Raw genomic sequence first — 21,884 nt, 5'->3', positions numbered from 1 at the left:
GCCCCTGGGAGTCACGTCTCCAATGGGTGCTCACTGACCTCTCCCTCCGAGGTATTTGCTCGGAGGCATTCTTGGGGAACCCAGTCGCGTTCGAGTTCCTCCCGCCGGAACCATCGAATCAGCACGAGGTCGTCCTACTGCGCGTCTCAAAGCCCACGCTCTTCGAGTCCGTCCTGCTGACTGCTCACCGGGCTTCACAGAACGCCAGCACCTGGGCGAATGGATACTCGGCCAGGGTGCCGAAGAGCTTGTGCCCGGTGAGCTTCGCCTTGGACAGGGCCGGGCTGCTCAGGCCGCAGAGGAAGCGGGCCGCCTGCCTTGGGTGTCCCAGCGCCTCCGGGTGCTTCGCGACGAGCGCCCTGAACGTGGCTTCTTCCAACTGCTCGTGCAGGTCCGGCCTCGGGTGCGGCGGTGGCAGTACTCGCGCGACGCCCGTGCGGCAGAAGGTGCAGTGACCGCAGGGGGCCTCGCGGTGCTCGCCGAAGTGGGCCACCAGTGCGTTGCTCTGGCAGCCGTCGTGGGTGACCAGCCGGAGCACGTCGCGGACCCGTGACACCTCCTGGACCTCGCGCTTCTGGAAGCGCTCCTGCAACAGGGCCACGAGCGACTTCACGTCCTCGTGCTCGCGCAGCCGCGCGTAGCGCTGGCGCGGTTCGGCCACCTGCACCTCCGCCCAGCCCTGCTCCTGGAAGTAGTCGAGCGCCTTCACCACCCGGTCTCGCGGCTGGTCCAGCGCCTTCGCGACCTCGGCGACGTCGAACGTGTACCAGGTGCGGCCCTTCTTCGCGTGCGCGAACAGGTCCTTCACGAAGCGCGCGCGCTCGCCCTGGAACCTCGCGATGAGCGCGTCGACAGAACCCGATGGCTGCACCTTGTAGCCCGCGTAGAACGGCGTGCCCTGGCGCAGCACGCCCTCCAGCTCCAGGTACGTCAGCGCCGTGCGCAGCACCAGGGGCCGCAGGTCGTGACGGTTGCCCAGCGCGTACATGTCCAGGTGCAACTCGGGCCCCGAGGACAGCAGGTCCTTCACCAGCGCGCCCAGCGCCTCCGGCAGCGGCGTGTCCCCGAGCGCGAAGTTCTCCAGCGTGGGCACGTCGTCCGGGCACGCGAGCAACTCCACCACGGAGGGCTTGCCGTCCCGGCCCGCGCGGCCGATCTCCTGGCTGTAGCTCTCCAGGCCCTTGGGCAGGTTGTAGTGATACACGGCGCGCACGTCCGCCTTGTCGATGCCCATGCCGAACGCGATGGTCGCCACGACGATGCCCTTCGCGGAGTGGGTCCACGCCTCCTGCACCCGCTCGCGCTCCTCGGTTTCGAGCCCCGCGTGATAGGCGCTCGCGGGCAGCCCCTCCGCGCTCAGCAGCGCCGCCACGCGCTCCGCCGTCTTCTGCAGCGTCACGTAGACGATGGTGGAGCCGGGCGGGCGCGACTTCAGCCGCTCCACCAGCAGGGCGTCTCGCGCCTCCGGGCCGGTGGGCGTGGTCTCCAGCGTGAGGTTGTTCCGGTAGAAGCCGGTGACGACCGCGTGCGACTCCGGGATGCCGAAGCCCTCGCAGATGTCGTGCACCACCTGCGGCGTGGCGGTGGCGGTGAGCGCCAGGATGCGCTCGGCCTGGAGCGTGCGCGCCGCCTGCGCGAGCTTGAGGTAGTCCGGCCGGAAGTTGTGGCCCCACTCGGAGACGCAGTGCGCTTCGTCCACCGCGAAGAGGGAGATTTGAAGCTCGCTCAACAGCCCCATGAAGCGCTCGTTGTTGAAGCGCTCGGGGGCCACGTAGAGCAGCTTGAGGGTCCCGTCACGCAGGGACTCCGTCACCTCGCGCGACTCCTCCAGTGACAGCGATGAATCCAGCCGCGCGGCGCGGATGCCCCGCCGCTCCAGGGCGTCGATCTGATCCTTCATCAACGCGATGAGCGGTGACACCACCACCGTGAGCCCGTCGAGCAGCAGCGCGGGGAGCTGGTAGCACAGCGACTTGCCGCCGCCCGTGGGGAACACCGCGAGCGCGGAGCCCTGGGGCTTCAACAGCGCCGTGAGGACCTCACGCTGTCCCGGCCGGAAGGACTCCAATCCAAAGCGCTCCCGCAACACGACATCCACCGCGTCCGCCTGCATGTCCCGCCCTTCCTGTTCGTGTGCCGTGAGGAATCGCCCCTGGAGGATATCCCACCCTCCCTGGCGGCCCGCTGTCCGCTCCGGGCCTCCATCCCGACCCTGGAGCCCTCTTTGGGAGATTCCACATGCCACTGCACACGACCGTGTTGAAGGGCCTCGTCCTCGCCTCCTGCCTGGCTGCCTCCGCGGCCTGGGCGGAAACACCGTTGGTCACCTGCGTCCTGGGAGCGAGCACCACGACCTACAACCCGGGCGTGACGAACACCCCTCGGGACGTCACGTACCAGTCCACCACCCACTTCCCCGCCTGTGTGACGGGCATCTTCAGGCCCATCACCTCCGCGGTCGCGGACACGGGCAACGTGCTGCACGAGGACCTCACCTGCCTGGAGCTCGTGCGGCCCTTGTTCCCGACGCAGGCGACCTTCTTCTGGAGCGATGGAGGCTTCTCGACGGTGACCCTCACGCAGACCCGGATGGAGGTCGAAGGCACGACGACGCTCCTCGTCGGCACGGGCACGGTCACGGCGGGGAGGTACTTGAATGCCATCGCCACGCGAACCCTGTCCTCCGCCAACGTGGACGTGACCCAGGGCTGTCTCTCGGCGGAGGGGCTCAAGCGGACGAACGGCATGGCGTCGCTCGTCCTGGCGCTGCCCGATTGAGCAGCTTCGCCACGCGCCTCCTGATGCGGCGGGACACAGCCTCTATGATGCCGCCCGCATGCCGACCCGGCCTCCCAGAGCGTCACCCCAGGGAAGGACTCCCACGCGCGGCCTGTCGCCTCGGGCGGTGGGCCGCCTGCTGTTCCACGCCCGCGTGTCCAACGCGGGGCTGCGGCCGAAGGCGGAGCCCATCCCGGTGGCGCTGCCGCGAGTCCTCCGTGAAGCGGCGGCACGGGATGAAGAAGGGCTCGCGGCGCGGCTGCTGGCCGCCTGGTCCGACACCGTGCGGGCTCATGTGGAGGCAGGCACGCACGAGGTGAGCCTGAGCGGTGGCGTGGACAGCGCCGCCCTGTGCGCGATGGCGGCCCGGCATGCTCCCGGGAAGGTGCGCGCCTGGACCATGGACGTGCACTTCGCGGACGCGGTGGAGCGGAGCAACGCGCGGCGGATGGCGAAGGTGACGGGCGCGGAGCTGGTGGACGTGCGCATCCCGGACGCCGTGCTCCCGGATCTGTTCGAGCACGCGGTCCTCGCCAACCAGACCGTCATCCTCAACGCCCGGGCCGTGGCCAGCTACGCGTTCTATCGGGAGGCCCGACGGCAGGGCGCGGGCCCCGTCCTCCTGAGCGGCGCGGGAGCGGACGAAGTGCTCCAGGGCACCCCCGGCGCGCTCGCCTCCGCGAAGGCTCGCGTGGATGAGGACCGGACGCTGGCCATGCGGGCGCTGGGACTCGAAGCCATGGCGCTTGTGGACAACTTGCGGGCTCCATTCCGAGCCGGCTCGCACGATCATGAAGCGCCGCTGGGGGCTGTGGACAACTCGGGGAAGCCCCTGGGCGGGGCCCGGCGTGGCGATCATGAATCCATGCCATCCACGACGCCGCCCCCGGGCCGTTCCGATCAACCCGTGGCACGTCGTGAAGACGCTGCCCCTGTGGACAACTTGAGGACTGTTTCCGAGGGCGGAAACAGCGATCACGCCTCGCGAGCCTCCCCTGTGGACAACCTGGGGACCGTGCTCGCATCGCTGCCCGCGCCGTGGGATCTGCCGCAGGAGGACGCGCTCCCCTCCGAGGAGCTGCGCTACGCGAAGTGGGTGCTGTCCGAGCTCATCCTCCCGCCCGAGCTGCGGGGCGCCCGGGCCCATGGGCTCACGGTCCGCACGCCGTACCTGGATGAAGGCTTCGCGCGGGTGGCGCTGGCCCTGCCGGAGTCCGTGCTGCTGCGGGACGGGTTCGGCAAGTGGCTGTTCCGGCACGCGGTGCGGTCCCTGGTGCCGGACGAGGTCCGCCTCGCGCGCAAGACGCCCCGCTATGGGCACACCGCGCTCTCCAGCCCGGTGCGGGAGCGCTGGCTGGAGCTGTATCGCGAGTGGCTCTCTCCCGCGCGCCTGGATTCCCTCCAGGTCATCGACACGCAGGCGATGCTGGGATTGCTGGGGCGCTACTTCCGCCTGCCGCCCGACGATGCCCAGGCCGGTCCGATGGATCGGTTGTTGATGCGCCTCATGTCCCTGGCCATGCTCCAGGCCCACACCAAGGCGCCCCCCTGAATGTCCCGAGTCCTCATCGCCACCTCGCCCGAGAAGGGCCACCTCAACCCGATGGCAGGCGTGGCCCAGTGGCTGCGCCGCCTGGGGCACACCGTCGGCTGGCTGTGCATTCCCGAGCCCGCGCCGCAGCTCGAGTCCCTGGGCGTGGAGGTGCTGCGCCTGCCGCACGTCGAAGCCGCGCCGCCGGGCATCGAGACGGGAGGCGAGGCGCTGGCGAAGCTGGTGCTCGATGACGTGGCGCTGGGCAAGTGGATCCGAGGCCTCTTGCTGGACGCGGCCCCCGCGCTCCTGGAGCCCGTGCGCGAAGTGGTGCGGGCCTTCCGTCCCGACGTGATGGCCCTGGACGGGATGCAGTACGCGGCGGTGCTCGCGGCGCACACGGAGGGCATCCCGTGGGCGGGCGTGTCCTCCGCGCTGACACTGCTGGAGCCAAGGCCGGACATCGCCCTGCTGCGCAACGTGCGAGCCCTGAAGGACGACCGTCAGGCCCTGTTCCGCCGTCACGGCTTCGACGCGCGCTTCCGCACCTGCGAGTGCCTGTCGCCAAGGCTCAACGTCATCTTCGCCACCGAGGCCTTCCTCGGCCCGGACGCGGGAGTGCCGCCGGACACGCTGCTCGTGGGACCGTCGATTCCGCCGGAAGCCCGGGGCGACGAGGTGCCCTTCCCCTGGGAGCGCCTGGGCCACAAGCCGGTGCTGTACGTGTCCTTCGGCAGTCAGATCTCCTATCAGCCAGAGCTGTTCCGCCTCATCGCGGAGGCAGCGAAGCCGTTCAACGTGACGCTGGTGCTGTGCGCGGGAGAGCTGGCGGACTCGGACTTCCCGAGCACGCTGCCCGGTGACGTGGTGGCGGTGCGCTACACGCCGCAGCGGCAGGTGCTGGAGCGAGCCGCCGCGTTCATCTCCCACGGTGGAGCGAACTCCGTGATGGAGGCGATGACGGCGGGAGTGCCGATGCTGCTGCTGCCCGTGTGCAACGACCAGCCCGTGCAGGCGCACTTCCTGGAGAAGGCCGGAGCAGGGCTCGCAAGAGACCCGAGGACCCTCACGGTGGAGTCCTGCCGGGACGCCATCGCGCAATTGCTTGCACCGAAGTCCTCCATGCGAGACCGGGTGGCGGAGATCTCCCGCTCCTACCGGGCGCACGACGGCGCGAGGACCGCCGCCGAACGCATCGCCGGGCTCGTGGCATGAGTCCTCCGAGGTGGAGTCCTCGCCGGCATTCCCCCGAGGGCGTCACGCCGTTGGAGGTGTGGAACCTGCCCGTGTTCGGGCGTGAGCTGTGGGAACTGCTGGGCTCGCCGTGGGTGGAGGACGACCGGCGCGCGGGAGTGCCCGGAGCCACGCTCTCGGCGAGAGTGATGCCGCCGCTGGCGGAGGCGCTCTTCCTGCTGGTGAAGCGGCACGCGCCGGACGCGGCATACCTGAGTGGAGGCCTGGCGGAGCTGGACGGCTTTCCCGCCGCGCTGAGGGAGGCCACGGCGTCGCTGCGCTGTCCGGTGCACATCGCGCTGTCACCGCGCTTCGCCCCGGTACGCGCGGGGCTGCGCATGCTGGAAGCCCAGGGCGCACGAAGTCCGCTCTGCGTGGACGTGGGCCAGACGAGCATCAAGGTCGCGCGTCACGGCGCCACGCGAGTCTTCGAGCGGGACCTCTCCACCCTGCCCCCGCTGTTCATCGGCCAGCCGCGTCCCGCGGACGGGCATCACATCCGGGACACGGTGGCATTCATCGCGGGAGCACTGCGGACGTTCCTCGCGGAGGACGCGAGCGTGCCTCCGGACGCGCTGTGTCTGGCATTGCCGTGCCCACTGGATGAGCACCTGATGCCCGGAGGCTGCACCTACGGCTTCGAAGGCACGGCATCGCTGGTGCCGGACATCCTCGCCCACGCGGGCCTGCCAGACACAGGAGGCCCGGTGTTCGTGCTGAACGACGCGGAGCTCGCGGCCGAATCCGCGCGAAGGGCGCCCCAGGTGAAGGGACACCGCGTGCTGTGCCTGTCCCTGGGCTTCGGCCCCGGAGGCGCCCTGCTCGACAGGGATTGAGCCGAAAAGCGCAAGAGAAGCCGGATTGAAAAGCAGACAATGCCAACCCACCTGCTTTTGCAATCCACTCCAAGACCTGTTCGGATTCCGCGAAGGCTGCCCATTGCCTGAAGTGTGCGCCCAGGACGGTGATCGTGCGACTGCCCAGCGGACTTCAATCTCTCTCATCTCTATTCAAGATTCCTGGCCCGGTGGGCCAGGTGACCCAGGCCCTGGACAAGCTCCAGACCGGTGCGCTCGCGAAGACAGTGGAAGACGCCTCGCAAGCCGTGCGGAGCCTTGCCGTCCGGGCCCATGACGGTCAGAGCGGGTTCGACCGCCCCACCCCCGCAGGCAACTCGAATCGTGCCCACCAGACCGCGGCCCCGAGCAACAATCGAGCTTCGACCCAGGCCGATTACTCCTATGGCACCCGGACCCGCCCCAACCCACGGGCGACCGACCCTTCGGCTGGAATCCCATTGAAGTCGCTCAACTTCTCTCGCGACACCAATCGAATCATCACGGCCATCGAGAAGCATGAAAGCAACAACAACCAGGGCGAGAATCCCGCCACGCTCCGGAATGCCTCAGGGACGCCGGCGTCATTTGGCCGAGGCCAGCTCATCGGTTCGACGGCGGTGGGCCTGCTCCAGAGCAGCCCCGCCCTTGCTCAGCATTACAATCTCAGCTCCAAGCAACTCCAAGACCTCAACAAGATCGCTGCGGACACACAGCAGCACTTCGATTCCATTTCAAAGCAGGTCCCGCCGGGCGGGCTTTCGGAAAAAGACCTGAAGCAGAAGATCGCCACCTACACCGCGAACAACCGCGCTCGCTTCGTGCAGGAAACCGGGCTTCCCGCGAGCGATATCGAACGGATGTTCCGAGGCGCTCAACTCCGGGCACAGATGCCCCGGACCGCTCTGAGAGGGTCCAGGAGCGAGATAGAAGCCCAGGCGCTCAAGACCGTGAACAACCTCATGGCGCAGCCAGACTTCGCAGCGAATATTTCGGCCCTGGGGCTCCAGCGAGGTGACCTCAAGGCCTATGTCAAGGTTCCCAACCGCCACGGTGAACACCGGGCTGGCTTCGCCACCCGCGCCCTGTTCAACAGCAGGGACGGCCAGACCCTGCGCAATGCGATGACAGACAACAGCGGCATTGCCATGTCGCGGATCCTCATCAACCAGAACGCCACAAGGGTAAACCAGAGAGCGCGTGAACAGCTTCATCGCCCCCTGACCTTCCCGGAATCCGCGGAGGTGACCATGCTGGTCCACAACCGCGGAGAACGCGACTTGAGCAAGTTCCTCGGCGCACTCAATCAGAGAGGCCGTACACAAGACTCCTATGTCAGGGAAGCCATGAGGCATCTGCCTCAGTAAGCGCTTCACCTGGGCTGGGTGGCTGTCGAGCCGCCCGCCTGGCCAGGACCTCTCCCCACAAGGAGAGGCCTCCTGCCCGAACGGGTAGGTCGCCGTCCTGCCCGGTCCGCCGATGTGGCGCGATTTCGAGCCCTTTAGTTTCTGGCTCGAAAGGAACACGCCATGTCCACCGACGCCCTCCAGTCCCTCTCGCAGTCCATTTCCTCCGTCGTCGAACGCATCGCTCCCTCCCTCGTCCGCGTCGAGGCCCGCCGTCGCCGGGGCGCCAGCGGTGTCGTCTGGGATGCCGACGGCCACATCCTCACCACCAGCCACGCCGTGGAACACGAGGGCTCCATCCAGGTGGGCCTCGCGGACGGCCGCTCGGTGTCCGCCGAGCTCGTCGGCCGCGACCCGAGCACCGACCTCGCCCTCCTCAAGGCCGACGTCACCGGCCTCACCGCGCTCGCTCCCGCGCCGCTCGATGACGTGAAGGTGGGCAACGTGGTGCTGGCCATCGGGCGGCCGGGCCGCACCGCTCGTGCCACGTGGGGCATCGTCAGCGCGTTCGGCGGCGACTGGCGCACGCACGCGGGCGGTCAGGTGGACCGCTACCTGGAGACCGACGCGGACCTGCCTCCCGGCTTCTCCGGCGGCGCGCTCGTGGATGCGCAGGGCCGCTTCCTGGGCCTCCCCACGGCGGCCTTCTCGCGCACCGCCGCGGTGGTGATTCCCGGCGGCACGCTGACGCGCGTGGCGAACTCGCTGCGTGAGCACGGCGGCATCCGCCGCGGATACCTGGGCGTGGGCGCGTACCCGGTGCGCCTGCCGCGTGAAATCGACGGCACGAAGGCGGGCCTCATCCTGCTCTCCGTGGATCCGGACGGCCCCGCGCAGAAGGCCGGGCTGCTGCTGGGCGACGTGCTGGTGAGCCTGGGCGGCCAGTCGCTGCACGGCGTGGAGGACCTGCTGGGCTACCTGGGCGACGAGAAGGTGGGCGCGTCCATCCAGGCGAAGGTGTTGCGCGCGGGCGAGCTGCGCGAGGTGCCCATCACCGTGGGCAAGCGTTCTTGAAAGGAGCCGGCCATGAAACTGTTGCAGCAGCTCTCGGATGACCTGGAAGGACTCGTGGCTGGCGCGGCCCCCGCGGTGGTCGGCGTGGAGCACGCACGCGGCCACGGCACCGGCCTGTTCCTCACGCCGGACGGCTACGTGCTCACCAACCGGCACGTCGTGATGCGCACGCCCAAGCGCCTCACCGTGCAGCTCCACAATGGCGAAGAGCGCCGGGCCACGCTCGTGGGCGGGGATGCTCCCACCGACCTCGCCGTGGTGCGCGCGGAGGGAGATGGCTTCCCCACGCTGCCGCTCGCGGCTCCGGAGACGGTGCGCGTGGGGCAACTGGTGATGGCCATTGGCAATCCCTTCCGCCTGGAGCAGTCCGTGTCGCTGGGCGTGGTGAGCGCCATCAACCGCTCCATCACCCTGCCCGACGGCGTCATCCTGGAGGGGATGCTTCAGACGGACGCAGCCATCAACCCGGGCAACTCCGGCGGGCCGCTGCTCGACACGCGCGGGCGCGTGGTGGGGCTCAACACGCTGGTGCTGCCCTTCGCGCAGGGCATCGGCTTCGCGGTGAGCGCCACGACGGCGACCTGGGTCGCAAGCCTGCTCATCCAGCGCGGCCGGGTGGACCGGAAGTTCCTGGGCATCGCCGCCACGGCGGTGAACCTGGAGCCCGCGCTCGCCAAGGACACCGGCCAGCCTCGCGCGGTGCGGGTGCTGAAGGTGCAGGAGGGCACGCCCGCCGACGACGCCGGACTCCAGCCGGACGACCTGCTGCTCGGCATCAACAGCCGCGCGGTCAACAGCGTGGACGACCTCCAGCGGCTGATGGCGCTCGCCACCGAGGAGGAGGTGCACCTGGACGTGCTGCGCAAGGGCCGCCGCAAGGACGTCTCCGCCCGGGCCCGTCACCGCCGCGAGCCGGTGGCGGCCTGACCTCAACGGGGACGCTCACGGCCACGTCAGCATGAAGCCCACGCCATCTGGCGCGGGCACCAGCCGCGCCGTGAGCTCCCCGTTCAGCTTCGCGTTGAGGAACGTCAGCACACCGTCGAACACGAGCAGGAACGCGCCCTGCATGAGCACGCTCTTGCCCCAGCCCTTCAGGCGGTCCGAGTCCTTGCGCAGCCCGCGCTCCCACAAGAGCCCGCCGAAGGCGATGTAGCCCACGTCCAGGCCCGCGTTGAAGAGCAGCAGCTTCTCCATCCGCTGCCCTTCGGCCAGGCTGCGCGCCAGGTCCCACGACGCCGGATCCGCCGTCGCCTGTCCGTGATACCCGAGCCCCGCGATGACGAGGTTCACCACGTTCCAGGCCGCGTTCGCCTGGAAGAAGGCGCGCGTCTCGCCCTCGCTGGCGAAGTGCCCCGCGACGCCCGTGCCGATGTTCAGCACCGCCCAGCCGAACAGGATGCCCATGGCGGTCTGGTTCACGCGCACCGCTTCCGCGTTGTGCTCCGCGAGCCACGCCTTCGCATCCGGTGCTGACGCCTCCTGTGCCACGCCTGGCATCGCGAGGAACAACAACACCAGGACGCAGCAGGAACACACGAGGCGGGCAGGAGCCATGGCGGCACTCTAGGCCCGACAGGTTCGCGCGGCGCTACTGCTTGCTGTTGTCGCGGACCGGCGGCGCCTTCCTCTCGGGCTCCGTGCCCTCCTGCGCGCCGTAGCCGCCAATGCCTTTCTGGAGGATGCGGTCCTCGCCCACGTCCTCGTCCGCCGCGTCGCGCCGCTCGGAGTCCGGAGCCTGATGCCGCGCCTCGCGCCGCAGCGTCTCCGCGTCCTGGGTGTCCGTGCGCTCGTCGCCCTTGATGGGGTCGCCCTTGTTGTCAGCCATGTGCGTGTCTCCTGGGGGAAGCCGGGTCACTGCCGGAAAGCTCTGGCGTCCTTCGCGCTCCGACAAGACCGCGCCCGCCCCGCTGGCCGCATGACGCGCCACCGGCCGGGCCTCCTCATCCTCCAGGAGCAGGGCATACCGTGAGGGACCGGGCTAGCATCACCGCCCTCTTCACTTCCCGGAGCTGTCCCGCCATGGCCCACCCGGCACCCGACGCACGTCCCCTGGAGGATGCTGTCCCCGCCGGCTGTCCCTTCTCCGCTGGAGGGAAGCGCCCCGCGGTCGGCGTGCCCGGCCCTGTCTACCGGAAGCCCTTCTGGCGGCCGCGCCTGCCGGAGGTGGGCCGGGAGATCGCCTCCCTGGATGCACGGCGGGACTGCCAGCGCATCGTGCACCTGCTGACCAACTACGAATTCCCCTTCGACATCGTTCGGTCCACGGAGATCGCCCTCTTCCACACCTACGGCAGCCGCTCCGTCTCCCGCCTGCTGGACCGCACCGGCGAGTTCCGCAAGCACGGCCAGAAGCGCTACGACGACACGCGGCTGCTCATCGCGCGGTTCATGCAGTGCGGCTGGGACGTGGAGGCCGGACGCAAGTCATTGGAGCAGATGAATCACATCCACTCCTTCTTCCGCATCCCGAACGAGGACTTCCTCTTCGTGCTGTGGACGTTCATCGACTTCCCCATCCAGTGGGTGCAGGACTACGGCTGGCGTCCCTTCACCGAACACGAGCGCGAAGCCTGGTTCCATTACTGGTGTGAGATTGGCCGCCGCATGGGCCTGAAGGACATCCCGGAGGACAAGGCCGCCTACGACGCCTTCATCCGCGACTACGAGGCCCGCGAGTTCGTCCCCGACGCGGCCAGCCACCGCGTGGCCCAGTCCACGGTGGACATCCTGGCCGGCTGGGTGCCGCGTCCGCTGCGCCCGCTGGTGTCCCCCATCAGCCTGAGCCTGGTGCCCAAGCGCCTGCTGCCCGCCATCCAGTTCGAGTCCCCACCCGCCTGGGTGGGCAGCCTGGTCCGGGGCGCGCTCAAGCTGCGCAAGCACGTCAAACGCCACGTCTCGCTGGAGCGCTATCCCTCCACCCTGGAGACGACGCTCAACCGCACCTACCCGGGCAACACCTACCGCATCGAAGGCCTGGGCCCGGACTACGCCCACCGCGACGCGGAATGAAGAAGGCCCGTGTCCCTTCTCGGGGACACGGGCCTGGAACCTCACGACGGACAGTCGCTCAGCTCTTGTACTTCACGGAGCAGCCATAGGGCTCGGAGGTCGCGGTGGGGACCTGCTTGCCGTTGAGCAGTGCGTCCACCGCCGTCTGCACGTAGTTCACCTTGTTGGCTTCCTTGCCGCGCGGGTCGTTGTCGATGGCGCCCGCGTAGCGGACCACGCCCTGCGCGTCGATGACGTACATGTGCGGCGTCGTCTTCGCCGCGTAGCTCTTGCCCACCTTGCCGTCCGTGTCGATGAGCACCGGCTGGCTGAAGCCCTCCTTCTTCTTCCACTCCGCGGCGCTCTTCGCGTCGTGCGTGGCGGACGAGTCCACCGTCAGCCACACCACCTTCTTCGCGTCGAAGCCCTTCTGCGTGTTCTGCATCGTCTTGGCCTCGTAGTGCCGCTTCACGAACGGGCACTCCGGGTTCGCCCACTCGAGCACCACCACCTTGCCCTTGTACTCGGACAGCGAGTGGGCCTTGCCCGCCTCGTCCTTCAGCGTGAACGCCGGAGCGGGCTTGCCCACCTCCGCGGTGTCAGCGGCGAAGACGGGCGCGGACACGAACGCCGCGGTGACAGCCAGTGCCTTGAAGACCTGCTTCATGACGGAACCTCCAGTGAGTTGAACGCCGCACACGAACAACATCCCGGCTCAAGGCCGGGCACACACCACCGAGCCACCCTTCAACGGCGACCCGCACTCCGCCGCGCGCCGCACCGCCTGGATGACGCTGTCCGCGGTGAGCAGCTCGTTGAGCACCTCCGGCTTGTCCGGCGCGCCCGGGCTCAGCACCAGGTACATGGGCACGCCCGCGCGGCCGTGCTCCGCCAGCTTCGTGGTGATGCGCGCGTCCCGCCGCGTCCAGTCCGCCACGAAGAAGGCCACGTTGTGCTTCAGGAACGCCTGCCGCACGTCCTCGCGCGACAGCACGGTGCGCTCGTTGAACTTGCACGTGAGGCACCAGTCCGCCGTGAAGTCCACGAACACCGGCTGCCCCGCCGCCAGCGCCGCCGTCACCGCCGCCTCGTCCCACGGCTGCGAGCCGCCATGCGACGACGCCACCGCGCCGCGCGTCTCCAGGGATGCCTGCGCCTCCTCGAAGCGCAGCGCCACCGCGCCGGAGCCCACCAGCACCAGCACCGCCAGCGCCACCGTCACGCCCCGGCGCCCGCCCTCCAGCCCCTGCGACTGGCCGTAGAGCCACGTGCCCAGGCCCACCGCGATGAGGAACGCCAGGAGCCGCGCCATGCCGTCCACGCCGGCCAGCCCGCCCATCACCCACACCAGCCACACCGTGGTGCCCAGGAGCGCGAAGCCCAGGAACTGCTTGCCGCGCTCCATCCACATGCCCGGCTTGGGCAGCCGCTTCGCCAGCCCCGGCACCAGCACCAGCACGCAGAAGGGCAGCGCCAGCCCCAGCCCCAGCGCCACGAACACCGCCACCACCGTGGCCGCGCCCGCCGCGAAGGCGAAGCCCACCGCCGTGCCCAGCAGCGGCGCCGAGCACGGCGTCGCGAGCACCACCGCGAGCACGCCCTCGCCCGCGCTGCGCATGAGGCCGTGGCTCTGGTCCACCTTGCCCGCCAGCGCCGTGCCGTCCGTGCCCACCGTGTAGACGCCGAAGAGGTTGAGCGCGAACGCCACCACCACCGCGCTCACGCCCGCGACGAACAGCGGCTCCTGGAACTGGAAGCCCCAGCCCACGCTGTTGCCGCCCGCGCGCACCGCCAGCACCGCGCCCGCCAACAGCAGCATCGTCGCCAGGATGCCGCCCGCGTACGCCGCCGCGTGCGACGCGACCTTGCCCTTCTCCTCCTGCACCATCCGCGTGAAGCCGTACGCCTTGATGGCCAGCACCGGGAACACGCACGGCATCAGGTTGAGCAGCGCGCCGCCCAGGAACGCGAACAGCAGCGCGAGCCCCAGCCCCATGGGCGACTCGGCCGCCACCGGCGCCGCCGCCGCGGGCTTCACCTTGCCCAGCGCGTCCTTCACCGACGGGACCTTGAAGGGCGCCGCCGCCGCCACCGAGCCATCCGCCACCACCGGCGCCAGCGCCGTGTCCACGTCCACCGCCGTGAAGCCCGTGGCCTTCGTGCCCAGGCGCAGCGAACCCGTGAGCCGGGGCTCGCCCTTGGGCACCACCGACGACGCCTGGCCCTGCAGCGCGAACGCCCCCGCCGACTTCGGCTTCAGCGTCACGGTGTCCACGCCCGCGATGCGGCCGGGCACGAAGAAGTCACCCTCCACGTCGCCCGCGAAGGGCTTGCCGTCCGCCGTCGTCACGGTGAGCGTGCCGGTGAACGGCTTGCCCGCCGACAGCGACGTGCCGTCCAGCGCCAGGGCCACGCGCGGCGCTCCCTGCGCCCCCGCGGCCAGCGGCACCTGGGCCTGGGCCGCGTCGAACCGCGGCGCGTACTCCACGTCCGGCACCGTCTCCGGCCCCACCGGCACCGTGCGCGACAGCACCAGCTGCGCGGGGATGCAGTGCACCTTGCACGCGAGCGCATCCACCGCCGCCGACACCATCAGCGTGCCGGTGGCCTTGTCGGACACGTGCGCGGGCGCGAACAGCAGCACCTCGTCGTGGTAGCCGTGCGTGGTGATGAAGCCGTCCGGCGTGCGGAACGTGCTGGGGAAGGGCCAGCGCAAATCGCCCACCGTGACGCCCGGGATGTCCCACGACACGTCCGTGGCCAGGCCGGAGTCGCCCGGGTTCTTCCAGTAGACGTGCCACTCCGGGTCCATCCTGAGGCGCACGCCCACGCGGAAGTCGCCGCCCGCCTTCACCTGCGTGGCGTCCAGGAGCAGCGCGCCCTCCAGGCGGGGGTCGCCCTCGTCCGGCGCGGTGCTGCCCACGGCGGTGGACGGCAGCGCGGCCTGGGCCCACGTCGCCAAGAGCAACGCGCCCACCGCGGCCAGCCCACCGAGCCGGCTTCCAGACCTCTTGCTCCACGGATGCGTCATGCGACTCCCGTTAATCCACCTGGAAACGCCGTGCTACCTGGGATGCGTCCCCACAGGGTGCACTCAACCTTCCGGGCAGCCGGGCATTCCGCACGCCCGCACGCCCGGCGTCGGGGACCCATCCGGGCCCCGCGCCATCTCCATACGGTCAAGGAGTCCGGGCGGTTACGACTCCGTGTTGCCCGTCTTCCAGGGCAGCATCGCCGCGCCGTCCAGGGTGGACGGCTTGGGCGCGCCGCCGTTCGCCACGGCGGGCAGGGCCCGGGGCGCCGGCGGTCCGTCATGGACCTGGACCTGGGCCTGCACGGGAGCCACGGCCGCGGCTGGGAGCGCCGGCCCGATGCGGCTCATGGTGATGCGGGACACCTCCGACTGCGCCCGGCGCACGCCCAGCGCGGACGGCTGGGCCGCCCGGCGCTCCACCGCCCGGCGCAGGTCCGACAGGCGGTCCACGTGCCGCTGCGCGGGCACGTCCGCGGAGCCCAGGCGGGCCAGCTTGTAGAGCCCCTTGTCCGCGCCCTCGAGCGCCCGCTCGGCCGCGTCCTGCTGACGGCGGGAGAGCGCCTTCCACGCGGCGGCCTCATAGGAGACCAGCTCCAGCTCCGCGGACACCGCGCGCACGAAGCGGCCCTCCTCGCTGTCCGGCAGCAGGCGCGTCACCGGCACGGACAGCCGCCGGGTGTCGCCGTGCTCCGTGTACGAGGCGGTGACGGTGAGGTTCCAGTCGCCCTTCTCCAGCACGCCCGCGAAGAGCACGCGGCGAGGGAACGCGTGCGACACCGCCCCCAGCGCGGCGCTCATCGCGTCACCCTCCACGCGCGACGGGTAGCGGTGGCGGCAGCGCAGGTCCGCGAAGCCCGTGGGCAGCACGTACACGCGCGCGTCCGCGACGACTTCACCGAACAGCTCCGCCCCCAGCGCGCCCACCGCCAGCGGCAGGCCTTCCGCGTCGTCCACGTGCGTGAAGCCCGTGCCGGACGGGCCGGTGAGGGCTTCCAGGATCTCCGGCAGGTAGTGCCGCCCCAGCCCCAGCGCGTGCAGCGCCACGCCGGAGTCGTGCACCCGCTGGCCCAGCACCTTGAACTCACCCAGCGCGGTGGGGCCCACGGAGGGCTCGCCGTCGGTGAGCATCAGCAGCTGCGGCCGGGCGCCGGGCACCAGCACGCGCCGCACGGCCTCCGCGCCCTGCTCCACGGCCTCGTGCAGCGCGGTGCCCTCGCCCGAGTCCAGGCGCGACAGCGTCTTCAGGAAGGCGGCCTTCGCGCTCGGCTCCATGGCGCGCACGGGCAGCACCTGCTCCGCGTCCGCGTCGAAGGTGAGCAGGCCGACGTAGTCCTTGGGCCCCGCGCGCTCCACCAGCGCGCGCGCCGCCTCCACCGCCGCCGCCAGCGGCGCGCCCCGCATGGACGCGCTGCGGTCGATGACCAGGTTCACCGCCACCGGGGCCCGAGGCGTCTCCGCTTCGGCCTCCAGGGTCACCAGCAGCAGCACTTCGCGGCCGCCTTCCGCGTCGCGCTCCACTGCCCAGGCCGTCTGCTTCATCCGCACTCCCGCATGGTGGGGTGGCCCCATCCCGCTGCTGCCGCGATTTCGTCGCGACGGCCCCCTGGCCCCGGACGCCCCTGCGCTGGCCCGCGTCCGCCCGGAAACCCTGTCGCTGTTCCCACAGAGGATGTCGGGTTTCCGGTCGTGAAAGCAACGTGTCCGGCCCGACCGGCCCCGGCGTCCCGCGCGCCCTCGTGACTCCGGCGATCACCCGCGCCTGAACCTGGCCGGCGCGGCTCGGGACGCCCTGCGTCACCCACAGACACCCGTGTTTCGGCAGATTCGTTCAACCTTTTACGGATTTACTTCCGGAGGGTCCGGCACCGGTCATTCCCGGGGACCGCTCCGCGGGGCTCGACCCGGCCTTCGTCGGGGAGCGTCACGGCATGCAGCGCACTGCATCAACGACTCAACGGAGGCCCCCGCGCAGTCCACCGGCCGCGGGGGCTTCGGTTCACTCCGCCACGTGCCAGCCGCCCCAGGCCTCTTCGTCCAGGTGGCCCCAGCGCCGGTCATCCGTCGGGTCCAGCGGAACCGAACGGCCGTGTTCACCCGTCGCGGACTGCTCCAGGTCTTCCAACCCCTCGTCCAGGTACGTGCTCTCGTCGTGGCTCATGTCCGGCTCCTTGGCGCTCCATTCACGGGGTGTACGGCCTTGGACGGCTCGCGTCCCCTTGGACGCCCTGCGTCGGTCAACCGGGCCCGCCCCATGCGGGTCCCTTTACAAGCGCATCTTGACCGATTTACCGACATGTTGGGAGCCCGCTTCCGTTTTGTAAAGCCCTTGGCGTCCCCAAGTTCTGGAACCGTCCGCCGGGACACGCCCGGCCGGCTGCCGTCCAGCACACCAGGCACGGCCTTTTCCCGTACGGGAAGCCCGGGATGGGGACTAGAAGGGCACCGGCCTGGACGGCGGTCTGGAAGCTGTGCAGGGACCGCTGCCGGACACGCCTTCCGCAGGGTGCTTGATTCGCGAATCACCCCTGCTAGGGTTGACTACCACTCCAGAATTGCCGCGTCGCAGCAACCGGGCGTTGCCCGCCGTGCGGCCCCAGAGGGTCCCGAGGTTCCATGAACCCCATCATCACCGGCCTGCTGCTGGCAGGCTTCGTCTCCGTCTTCGTCATCACGATGTCCGGCCGCGTGGGCGTGCTGCTCGCGATGAAGAAGGAGAACCGGCTGGACCACATCCCCTACCGCGTGGCGCAGCTGGTGCGCTTCGGGTTGGGCCAGAAGCGCATGGTGGACCCGGAGGAGTTCACGCCGGGCCTGTTCCACATCTTCATCTACGCGGCGTTCATGGTGCTGGCGGTGCGCACCGTGATGCTGTTCGTGATGGGCTTTTCGTCCACCGCGCTGGACGTGCTCACCGACCTCTCCCACCCGGCGTGGGACGTGGCCCCGCCGCTGCTGGGCCTCTACAAGGTCTACCTGCTGGTGAAGGACATCGTGGCGGCGCTGGCGCTCGCGGGCGTGGCGTACTTCGTCTGGACGCGCTGGAAGGTGAAGCCGGACCGCATGTCCCAGTCCTGGGAGGCCTACCTCATCCTGGGCTTCATCGCGGGCCTGATGATCACCGAGTTCATGTTCGGCGGCAGCCACATGGTGGCCGCGCACGCCGCCGCGCAGCAGGTGCCCATGGGCGCGACCCAGGTGCCGGCGGCGCCGTCCGCGATGGTGTGGTGGGAGCCGGTCACCAGCCTGATGGGCCTGGCGATGATGCCCCTGGGCGCCACCACGGCGCACGTGCTGGGCGTGGCGGGCTTCTTCATCCACCTGACCATCATCCTGGCGTTCCTGAACTTCCTGCCGCTGGGCAAGCACTTCCACATCATCACGGGCCTGCCCAACGTCTTCTTCCAGCGCACGCACTCCACCGGCAAGCTGCCCACGCCCAACCTGGAGAAGGAGGAGTTCGGCGCCGCCACGGTGAAGGACCTCACCTGGAAGAACGGCCTGGACCTCTACTCGTGTACGGAGTGCGGCCGGTGCCAGACGCACTGTCCCACGTACATCACGGGCAAGCCGCTCACGCACAAGGGCGTGAACCAGGACCTGAAGCACTGGATCTGGGACAACGAGCGCTGGGTGGAGGAGGGCTACGGCCCCAACCACGTGAAGGAGCCGCTGCCTGAGATTGTCGGCAGCGCGCTGAAGGCGGAGACGGTGTGGGCGTGCACGAGCTGCGGCTGGTGCGAGCAGGCCTGCCCGGTGTTCATCGAGAACGTCCCGCGCCTCATCGACATGCGCCGCTACCAGGTGCAGGTGAAGGCGGAGTTCCCGCCGGAAATCCAGCGCGTGTTCGAGGGCATGGAGCGCCAGGGCAACCCCTGGGGCATCGGCCAGGACCGGCGCGACGAGTGGGCGGAGGACCTGGCGCTGCCCACCTGGGGTGACGGCGGCGAGTACGAGTACCTCTTCTTCGTGGGCTGCGCGGGCAGCTACGACGACAAGCAGAAGAAGGTCAGCCGCGCGCTGGTCAAAATCATGCGCGAGGCGGGCGTGTCCTTCGCGACGCTGTCCAAGCAGGAGATGTGCAACGGCGACTCCGCGCGCCGCATGGGCAACGAGTACCTGTACCAGACGCTGGCCAAGACGAACGTCGAGTCCTGGAACGCGATGGGCGTGAAGGCCGTCATCACGCAGTGCCCGCACTGCTTCAACACCATCAAGAACGAGTACCCGGAGTTCGGCGGCGAGTACCGCGTCATCAACCACACGCAGCTCATCAACGAGCTGCTCAAGGACAAGCGCATCAAGCTGTCCTCGGTGATGAACGCCGGAACGAAGCTCACCTACCACGACCCCTGCTACCTGGGCCGGCACAACGGCGTGTACGACGCGCCCCGTGAAGTGCTCAAGAGCATCCCGGGTCTGGAGGTGGTGGAGATGCAGCGCAGCCAGCGCGAGGGCTTCTGCTGCGGCGCCGGTGGCGGCCGGATGTGGATGGAGGAGCACATCGGCACGCGCATCAACCACAACCGCATGAACGAGGTGGCCCTCACGCTCAAGCACGCGGAGGACCCGACCACGCCGTTCCCCGACGCCGCGGACAAGAAGAAGCCGGGCATGGTGGGCGACTACAAGGAGCAGGGTGGCAAGGGCATCGTCGCCGTCGCCTGCCCGTTCTGCTCCACGATGCTCAACGACGCGAAGAACGACACCGGCCGTGAGCAGATTCAAATCAAGGACATCACCGAGCTGGTCGCGGACTCCATGGAGACGAGCAACAAGGGCGGCACCGTGGCGCCGAGCCCCGTGGTGAGCGCCAAGCCGGAGTAGTTCCTCCGTCCGGCTCCTGAAGTACCGAGGGCCCGGTGGCTCCCCGAAATGGGAGCGGCCGGGCCCTTCGCCTTTGCTACTTGCGGCCCTTGGGCGCGTTGCCCTCCGAGCGCAGCACGCGCTCCAGGCGCTTCGTGGCGCCGTCATCGCCCAGCTTGCCCGCGACGTAGGCGCCCGCGGAGGCGAGCTTGCGGCGGAAGTCGTCGGGCGCGACCTCGGAGGCGCGCGAGGGGCGCGCGGGAATCTCGTCGATGCCCTGGTTGCGCAGCAGCGTGCGCGCCATGTCCTTCTCGTCGGCGGTGGCGTGGGGGGACAGGAGCGCGCAGACGTGGACGTGGCCGTAGGCGGCGGCGGCGACGAAGGGCGTCTCCCCCAGGGAGTCCGGCAGCGTGGGGTCCGCGCCGGCCTCCAGCAGCGCGCGCACCAGCGCGTCCTGGCCCGAGCGCGCGGCGGCCATCAGCGGCGTGCGCCCCTCCGCGTCGAAGGGGTTGGGGTCCGCGCCCGCGTCGAGCTGGGCGCAAAGGGCGGCGCGGTCACCCGCGGCGACGGCATCGAACAGGGACACGGTGAGGACCTCCGGCAGGGACGCGCGGGAGCATGGCGGTTCAGCGGACGCGATGCCAGGGCAGGGCCCCCCGCGCTGGCTCTACGCGCGGGGCATGGAGGGCATTGCCCTTTCGCACCGCCGGCTGCCCGCTTGGAGGGGAGTGGTACGCTGCCGCCTCCCGAGTTCGCCCATGCACGCCCTCAACCTGGTCCTGTTCACGGCTTTCTTCGTGCTGGCGCCGCTGGGCGTGATGGGGCTCCTGGTGCGCCAGCACCGGCTCACCCTGGCGCTGAGGGCGCGCGGACGGGTCGCCAGGGGCAAGGTGGTCCGCGTCCGTGAAAGCTGGCTGAAGGCCAGTGTCTTCGTCGTGGAGTACGTCTTCCGCCCGCCGGGAGGGCCGGAGCTCCGCGGCCACTACAAGGTCCACAAGCACCGGCTGCCATCCCAGTCCGTGTTCGAGGGCATCCCCGTGGAGGTCCGCTACCTGCAGGAAGCCCCCCACCGGCACCAATGCGCGGAGTCAGAGGTGGAGCGGCACACCGTCATGGCCGGAGTCTTCGGCCTGGTGGTCCTCATGGTCGTGGCTTTCGCCAGGGTGTTCTACGTGCCCTGAAAGGGCAGTGCCGTTTCGCGCCGCCGGGTGCCCGCTTAAGGGGGAGGCAGGAGGCATGGCGTGGCCCTCTTCGCGGCGCGGGTGCTGGGTGCGACGTTCGTGGTGCTGGGGGTGACCCTGCTGGTGCTGACGTGGGGGTCCTACCGGCGGGACACGCGCCTCTTGAGCGAGGGGCTGCACGCGGAGGGAACGGTGGTGAAGAAGGAGTTCCTCGCGGCCTCGGATGACAGCGATTACGTGCTGCACTACGGCTTCACGCCGGAGGGCGGCACGCGCCAGAAGCTCCAGCGCGGCGTCTCCTCGGAGCTGTGGAAGCGGCTGCGCGTGGGCGACCGGGTCTCCGTGCTCTACGACCGGGACGACCCGCGCCACAGCTTCCCGGAGGGTCACGGGATGATGTCGCTGGGGCTCGCCCTCTTCTTCAGCGTCGTGCTGGTGCTCCTCACGCTCATCGGAGGGGTGGCACTGTTCGCCAGGGCGGTGCCTGAGGCGCCCCCCGTTGCCTCCACTTCCCTCCCCCCGTCATCCTGAGCGCCGCCATGCCCCTGCCCCCACTGCTGATCGCGGCGCTCCTCGTGGGTGTTCCCCTGGTGGTGCTGGTGCAGCTGTTGCTCCAGTACCAGCTCACCCGGGAGCTGGAGGAGAAGGGGCTGCATGCCCGGGGCGAGGTGGTCCGCGTCCGCGGGAGCTGGCTGTACGGGCACCATCGCGTCGTGGAGTACGTCTTCTTCCCGCAGGAAGGGGGAGAGGTCCGTGGCGAGTACAAGACGCACCGGTCCGGACTCCTGTCCGGCGTCCCTTCCGAAGGGGACCCCCTGGAGGTCCTCTACCTGCCGGACAATCCCCACCGTCACCAGCGCGTGGGGACGGAGGTCGGGCTGCTGGGCGCCGCGACCGCGGTGATTGGCGTGGTGATGTTCTTCTTCGTGCTCGTCTTCCTGCTGACGCTCGCGCCCGCGAAGAAGGCCCCGGAGGCGCGAGGCACCGCGCCCTCGCGCAGGCTCCAGCAGTATGAAGGCTCTCCACGCACGAGGCCGCCTCCCTCCGGGGAGAAGCGGCAGCTCGGGGCTTACTAGG

20 protein-coding genes are annotated in these 21,884 nt (G+C 70.0%); 12 read left to right on the top strand and 8 right to left on the bottom strand.

Translation table 11 applies throughout. From position 1 onward, the window contains the following. Positions 1–184 precede the first annotated feature (184 nt). Entirely contained in the window at positions 185–2,113 is a 1,929-nt protein-coding gene (locus tag JYK02_RS23660; RefSeq protein ID WP_207054216.1) for a RecQ family ATP-dependent DNA helicase, read from the bottom strand. Positions 2,114–2,238: 125 nt separating this feature from the next. On the opposite strand from JYK02_RS23660, the gene JYK02_RS23655 reads away from it, so the two are divergent. From JYK02_RS23655 to JYK02_RS23625, 7 genes are all read left to right on the top strand, one after another. Then, entirely contained in the window at positions 2,239–2,778 is a 540-nt protein-coding gene (locus tag JYK02_RS23655; protein WP_207054214.1) for a hypothetical protein, read from the top strand. Between the two features lie 58 nt (positions 2,779–2,836). Next, the gene (locus JYK02_RS23650; protein WP_207054212.1) at positions 2,837–4,330 is read left to right on the top strand and encodes an asparagine synthase C-terminal domain-containing protein; all 1,494 of its coding nucleotides are present in this window, start codon (positions 2,837–2,839) and stop codon (positions 4,328–4,330) included. Beyond that, on the top strand, positions 4,331–5,524 hold the full coding sequence (locus JYK02_RS23645) for a glycosyltransferase (RefSeq protein WP_207054211.1): 1,194 nt from the start codon (positions 4,331–4,333) through the stop codon (positions 5,522–5,524). It abuts the gene before it with no gap. Beyond that, the gene (locus tag JYK02_RS23640; RefSeq protein ID WP_207054210.1) at positions 5,521–6,378 is read left to right on the top strand and encodes an ROK family protein; all 858 of its coding nucleotides are present in this window, start codon (positions 5,521–5,523) and stop codon (positions 6,376–6,378) included. Before JYK02_RS23645 ends, JYK02_RS23640 begins: the two co-directional genes overlap by 4 nt. A gap of 191 nt (positions 6,379–6,569) precedes the next feature. Continuing rightward, entirely contained in the window at positions 6,570–7,745 is a 1,176-nt protein-coding gene (locus tag JYK02_RS23635) for a hypothetical protein (protein WP_207054209.1), read from the top strand. 162 nt (positions 7,746–7,907) lie between these two features. Next, positions 7,908–8,798 carry a S1C family serine protease gene (locus tag JYK02_RS23630; RefSeq protein ID WP_207054208.1) on the top strand — a complete coding sequence of 297 codons (891 nt, stop codon included), beginning with the start codon at positions 7,908–7,910 and terminating at the stop codon, positions 8,796–8,798. Positions 8,799–8,810: 12 nt separating this feature from the next. Further along, entirely contained in the window at positions 8,811–9,725 is a 915-nt protein-coding gene (locus JYK02_RS23625; protein ID WP_207054207.1) for a S1C family serine protease, read from the top strand. A gap of 15 nt (positions 9,726–9,740) precedes the next feature. On the opposite strand, the gene JYK02_RS23620 is transcribed toward JYK02_RS23625, so the two are convergent. Then, the gene (locus JYK02_RS23620) at positions 9,741–10,355 is read right to left on the bottom strand and encodes a DUF6992 family protein (RefSeq protein ID WP_207054206.1); all 615 of its coding nucleotides are present in this window, start codon (positions 10,353–10,355) and stop codon (positions 9,741–9,743) included. A 34-nt stretch (positions 10,356–10,389) separates the two neighbouring features. Further along, positions 10,390–10,626, bottom strand: coding sequence for a hypothetical protein (locus JYK02_RS23615; protein ID WP_207054205.1), 237 nt, complete (start codon positions 10,624–10,626; stop codon positions 10,390–10,392). A 287-nt stretch (positions 10,627–10,913) separates the two neighbouring features. Here JYK02_RS23615 and JYK02_RS39850 point away from each other — a divergent pair, with 287 nt between their 5' ends. Continuing rightward, complete coding sequence (locus JYK02_RS39850; protein ID WP_207054204.1) at positions 10,914–11,810, top strand: oxygenase MpaB family protein; 897 nt, start codon at positions 10,914–10,916, stop codon at positions 11,808–11,810. A 58-nt stretch (positions 11,811–11,868) separates the two neighbouring features. On the opposite strand, the gene JYK02_RS23605 is transcribed toward JYK02_RS39850, so the two are convergent. The 4 genes from JYK02_RS23605 to JYK02_RS23590 all read right to left on the bottom strand — a co-directional run bounded on the left by JYK02_RS23605 (position 11,869) and on the right by JYK02_RS23590 (position 16,981). Further along, positions 11,869–12,456, bottom strand: a complete 588-nt coding sequence (locus JYK02_RS23605) for a redoxin domain-containing protein (RefSeq protein ID WP_207054202.1) — start codon at positions 12,454–12,456, stop codon at positions 11,869–11,871. A gap of 48 nt (positions 12,457–12,504) precedes the next feature. After that, the gene (locus tag JYK02_RS23600; protein ID WP_207054201.1) at positions 12,505–14,820 is read right to left on the bottom strand and encodes a protein-disulfide reductase DsbD family protein; all 2,316 of its coding nucleotides are present in this window, start codon (positions 14,818–14,820) and stop codon (positions 12,505–12,507) included. A gap of 165 nt (positions 14,821–14,985) precedes the next feature. Next, positions 14,986–16,362, bottom strand: coding sequence for a vWA domain-containing protein (locus tag JYK02_RS23595; protein WP_207054200.1), 1,377 nt, complete (start codon positions 16,360–16,362; stop codon positions 14,986–14,988). 457 nt (positions 16,363–16,819) lie between these two features. Further along, positions 16,820–16,981 (bottom strand): hypothetical protein, encoded by a 162-nt coding sequence (locus tag JYK02_RS23590; RefSeq protein WP_207054199.1) that lies wholly within the window; start codon positions 16,979–16,981, stop codon positions 16,820–16,822. A 455-nt stretch (positions 16,982–17,436) separates the two neighbouring features. Here JYK02_RS23590 and JYK02_RS23585 point away from each other — a divergent pair, with 455 nt between their 5' ends. After that, positions 17,437–19,647, top strand: coding sequence for a (Fe-S)-binding protein (locus tag JYK02_RS23585; RefSeq protein ID WP_207054198.1), 2,211 nt, complete (start codon positions 17,437–17,439; stop codon positions 19,645–19,647). A gap of 76 nt (positions 19,648–19,723) precedes the next feature. Here JYK02_RS23585 and JYK02_RS23580 read toward each other — a convergent pair whose 3' ends face one another. Next, positions 19,724–20,212 carry an ankyrin repeat domain-containing protein gene (locus tag JYK02_RS23580; RefSeq protein WP_207054197.1) on the bottom strand — a complete coding sequence of 163 codons (489 nt, stop codon included), beginning with the start codon at positions 20,210–20,212 and terminating at the stop codon, positions 19,724–19,726. A gap of 172 nt (positions 20,213–20,384) precedes the next feature. On the opposite strand from JYK02_RS23580, the gene JYK02_RS23575 reads away from it, so the two are divergent. Genes JYK02_RS23575 through JYK02_RS23565 form a run of 3 tightly spaced genes read left to right on the top strand, consistent with a single transcriptional unit; the run spans position 20,385 to position 21,883 of the window. Further along, complete coding sequence (locus tag JYK02_RS23575; RefSeq protein WP_207054196.1) at positions 20,385–20,807, top strand: DUF3592 domain-containing protein; 423 nt, start codon at positions 20,385–20,387, stop codon at positions 20,805–20,807. 60 nt (positions 20,808–20,867) lie between these two features. Beyond that, positions 20,868–21,338 carry a DUF3592 domain-containing protein gene (locus tag JYK02_RS23570; RefSeq protein WP_207054195.1) on the top strand — a complete coding sequence of 157 codons (471 nt, stop codon included), beginning with the start codon at positions 20,868–20,870 and terminating at the stop codon, positions 21,336–21,338. An 8-nt stretch (positions 21,339–21,346) separates the two neighbouring features. Further along, positions 21,347–21,883: a DUF3592 domain-containing protein gene (locus JYK02_RS23565; protein ID WP_207054194.1), complete on the top strand. Its 537-nt coding sequence runs from the start codon at positions 21,347–21,349 to the stop codon at positions 21,881–21,883. Position 21,884: the final 1 nt, after the last annotated feature.

The organism is Corallococcus macrosporus (genome assembly GCF_017302985.1).
In the GTDB taxonomy this organism is placed as follows: Bacteria; Myxococcota; Myxococcia; order Myxococcales; family Myxococcaceae; genus Corallococcus; species Corallococcus macrosporus_A.
Note: the sequence above shows the minus strand (reverse complement) of the source record. Positions and strands in the feature narration are given on the sequence as shown.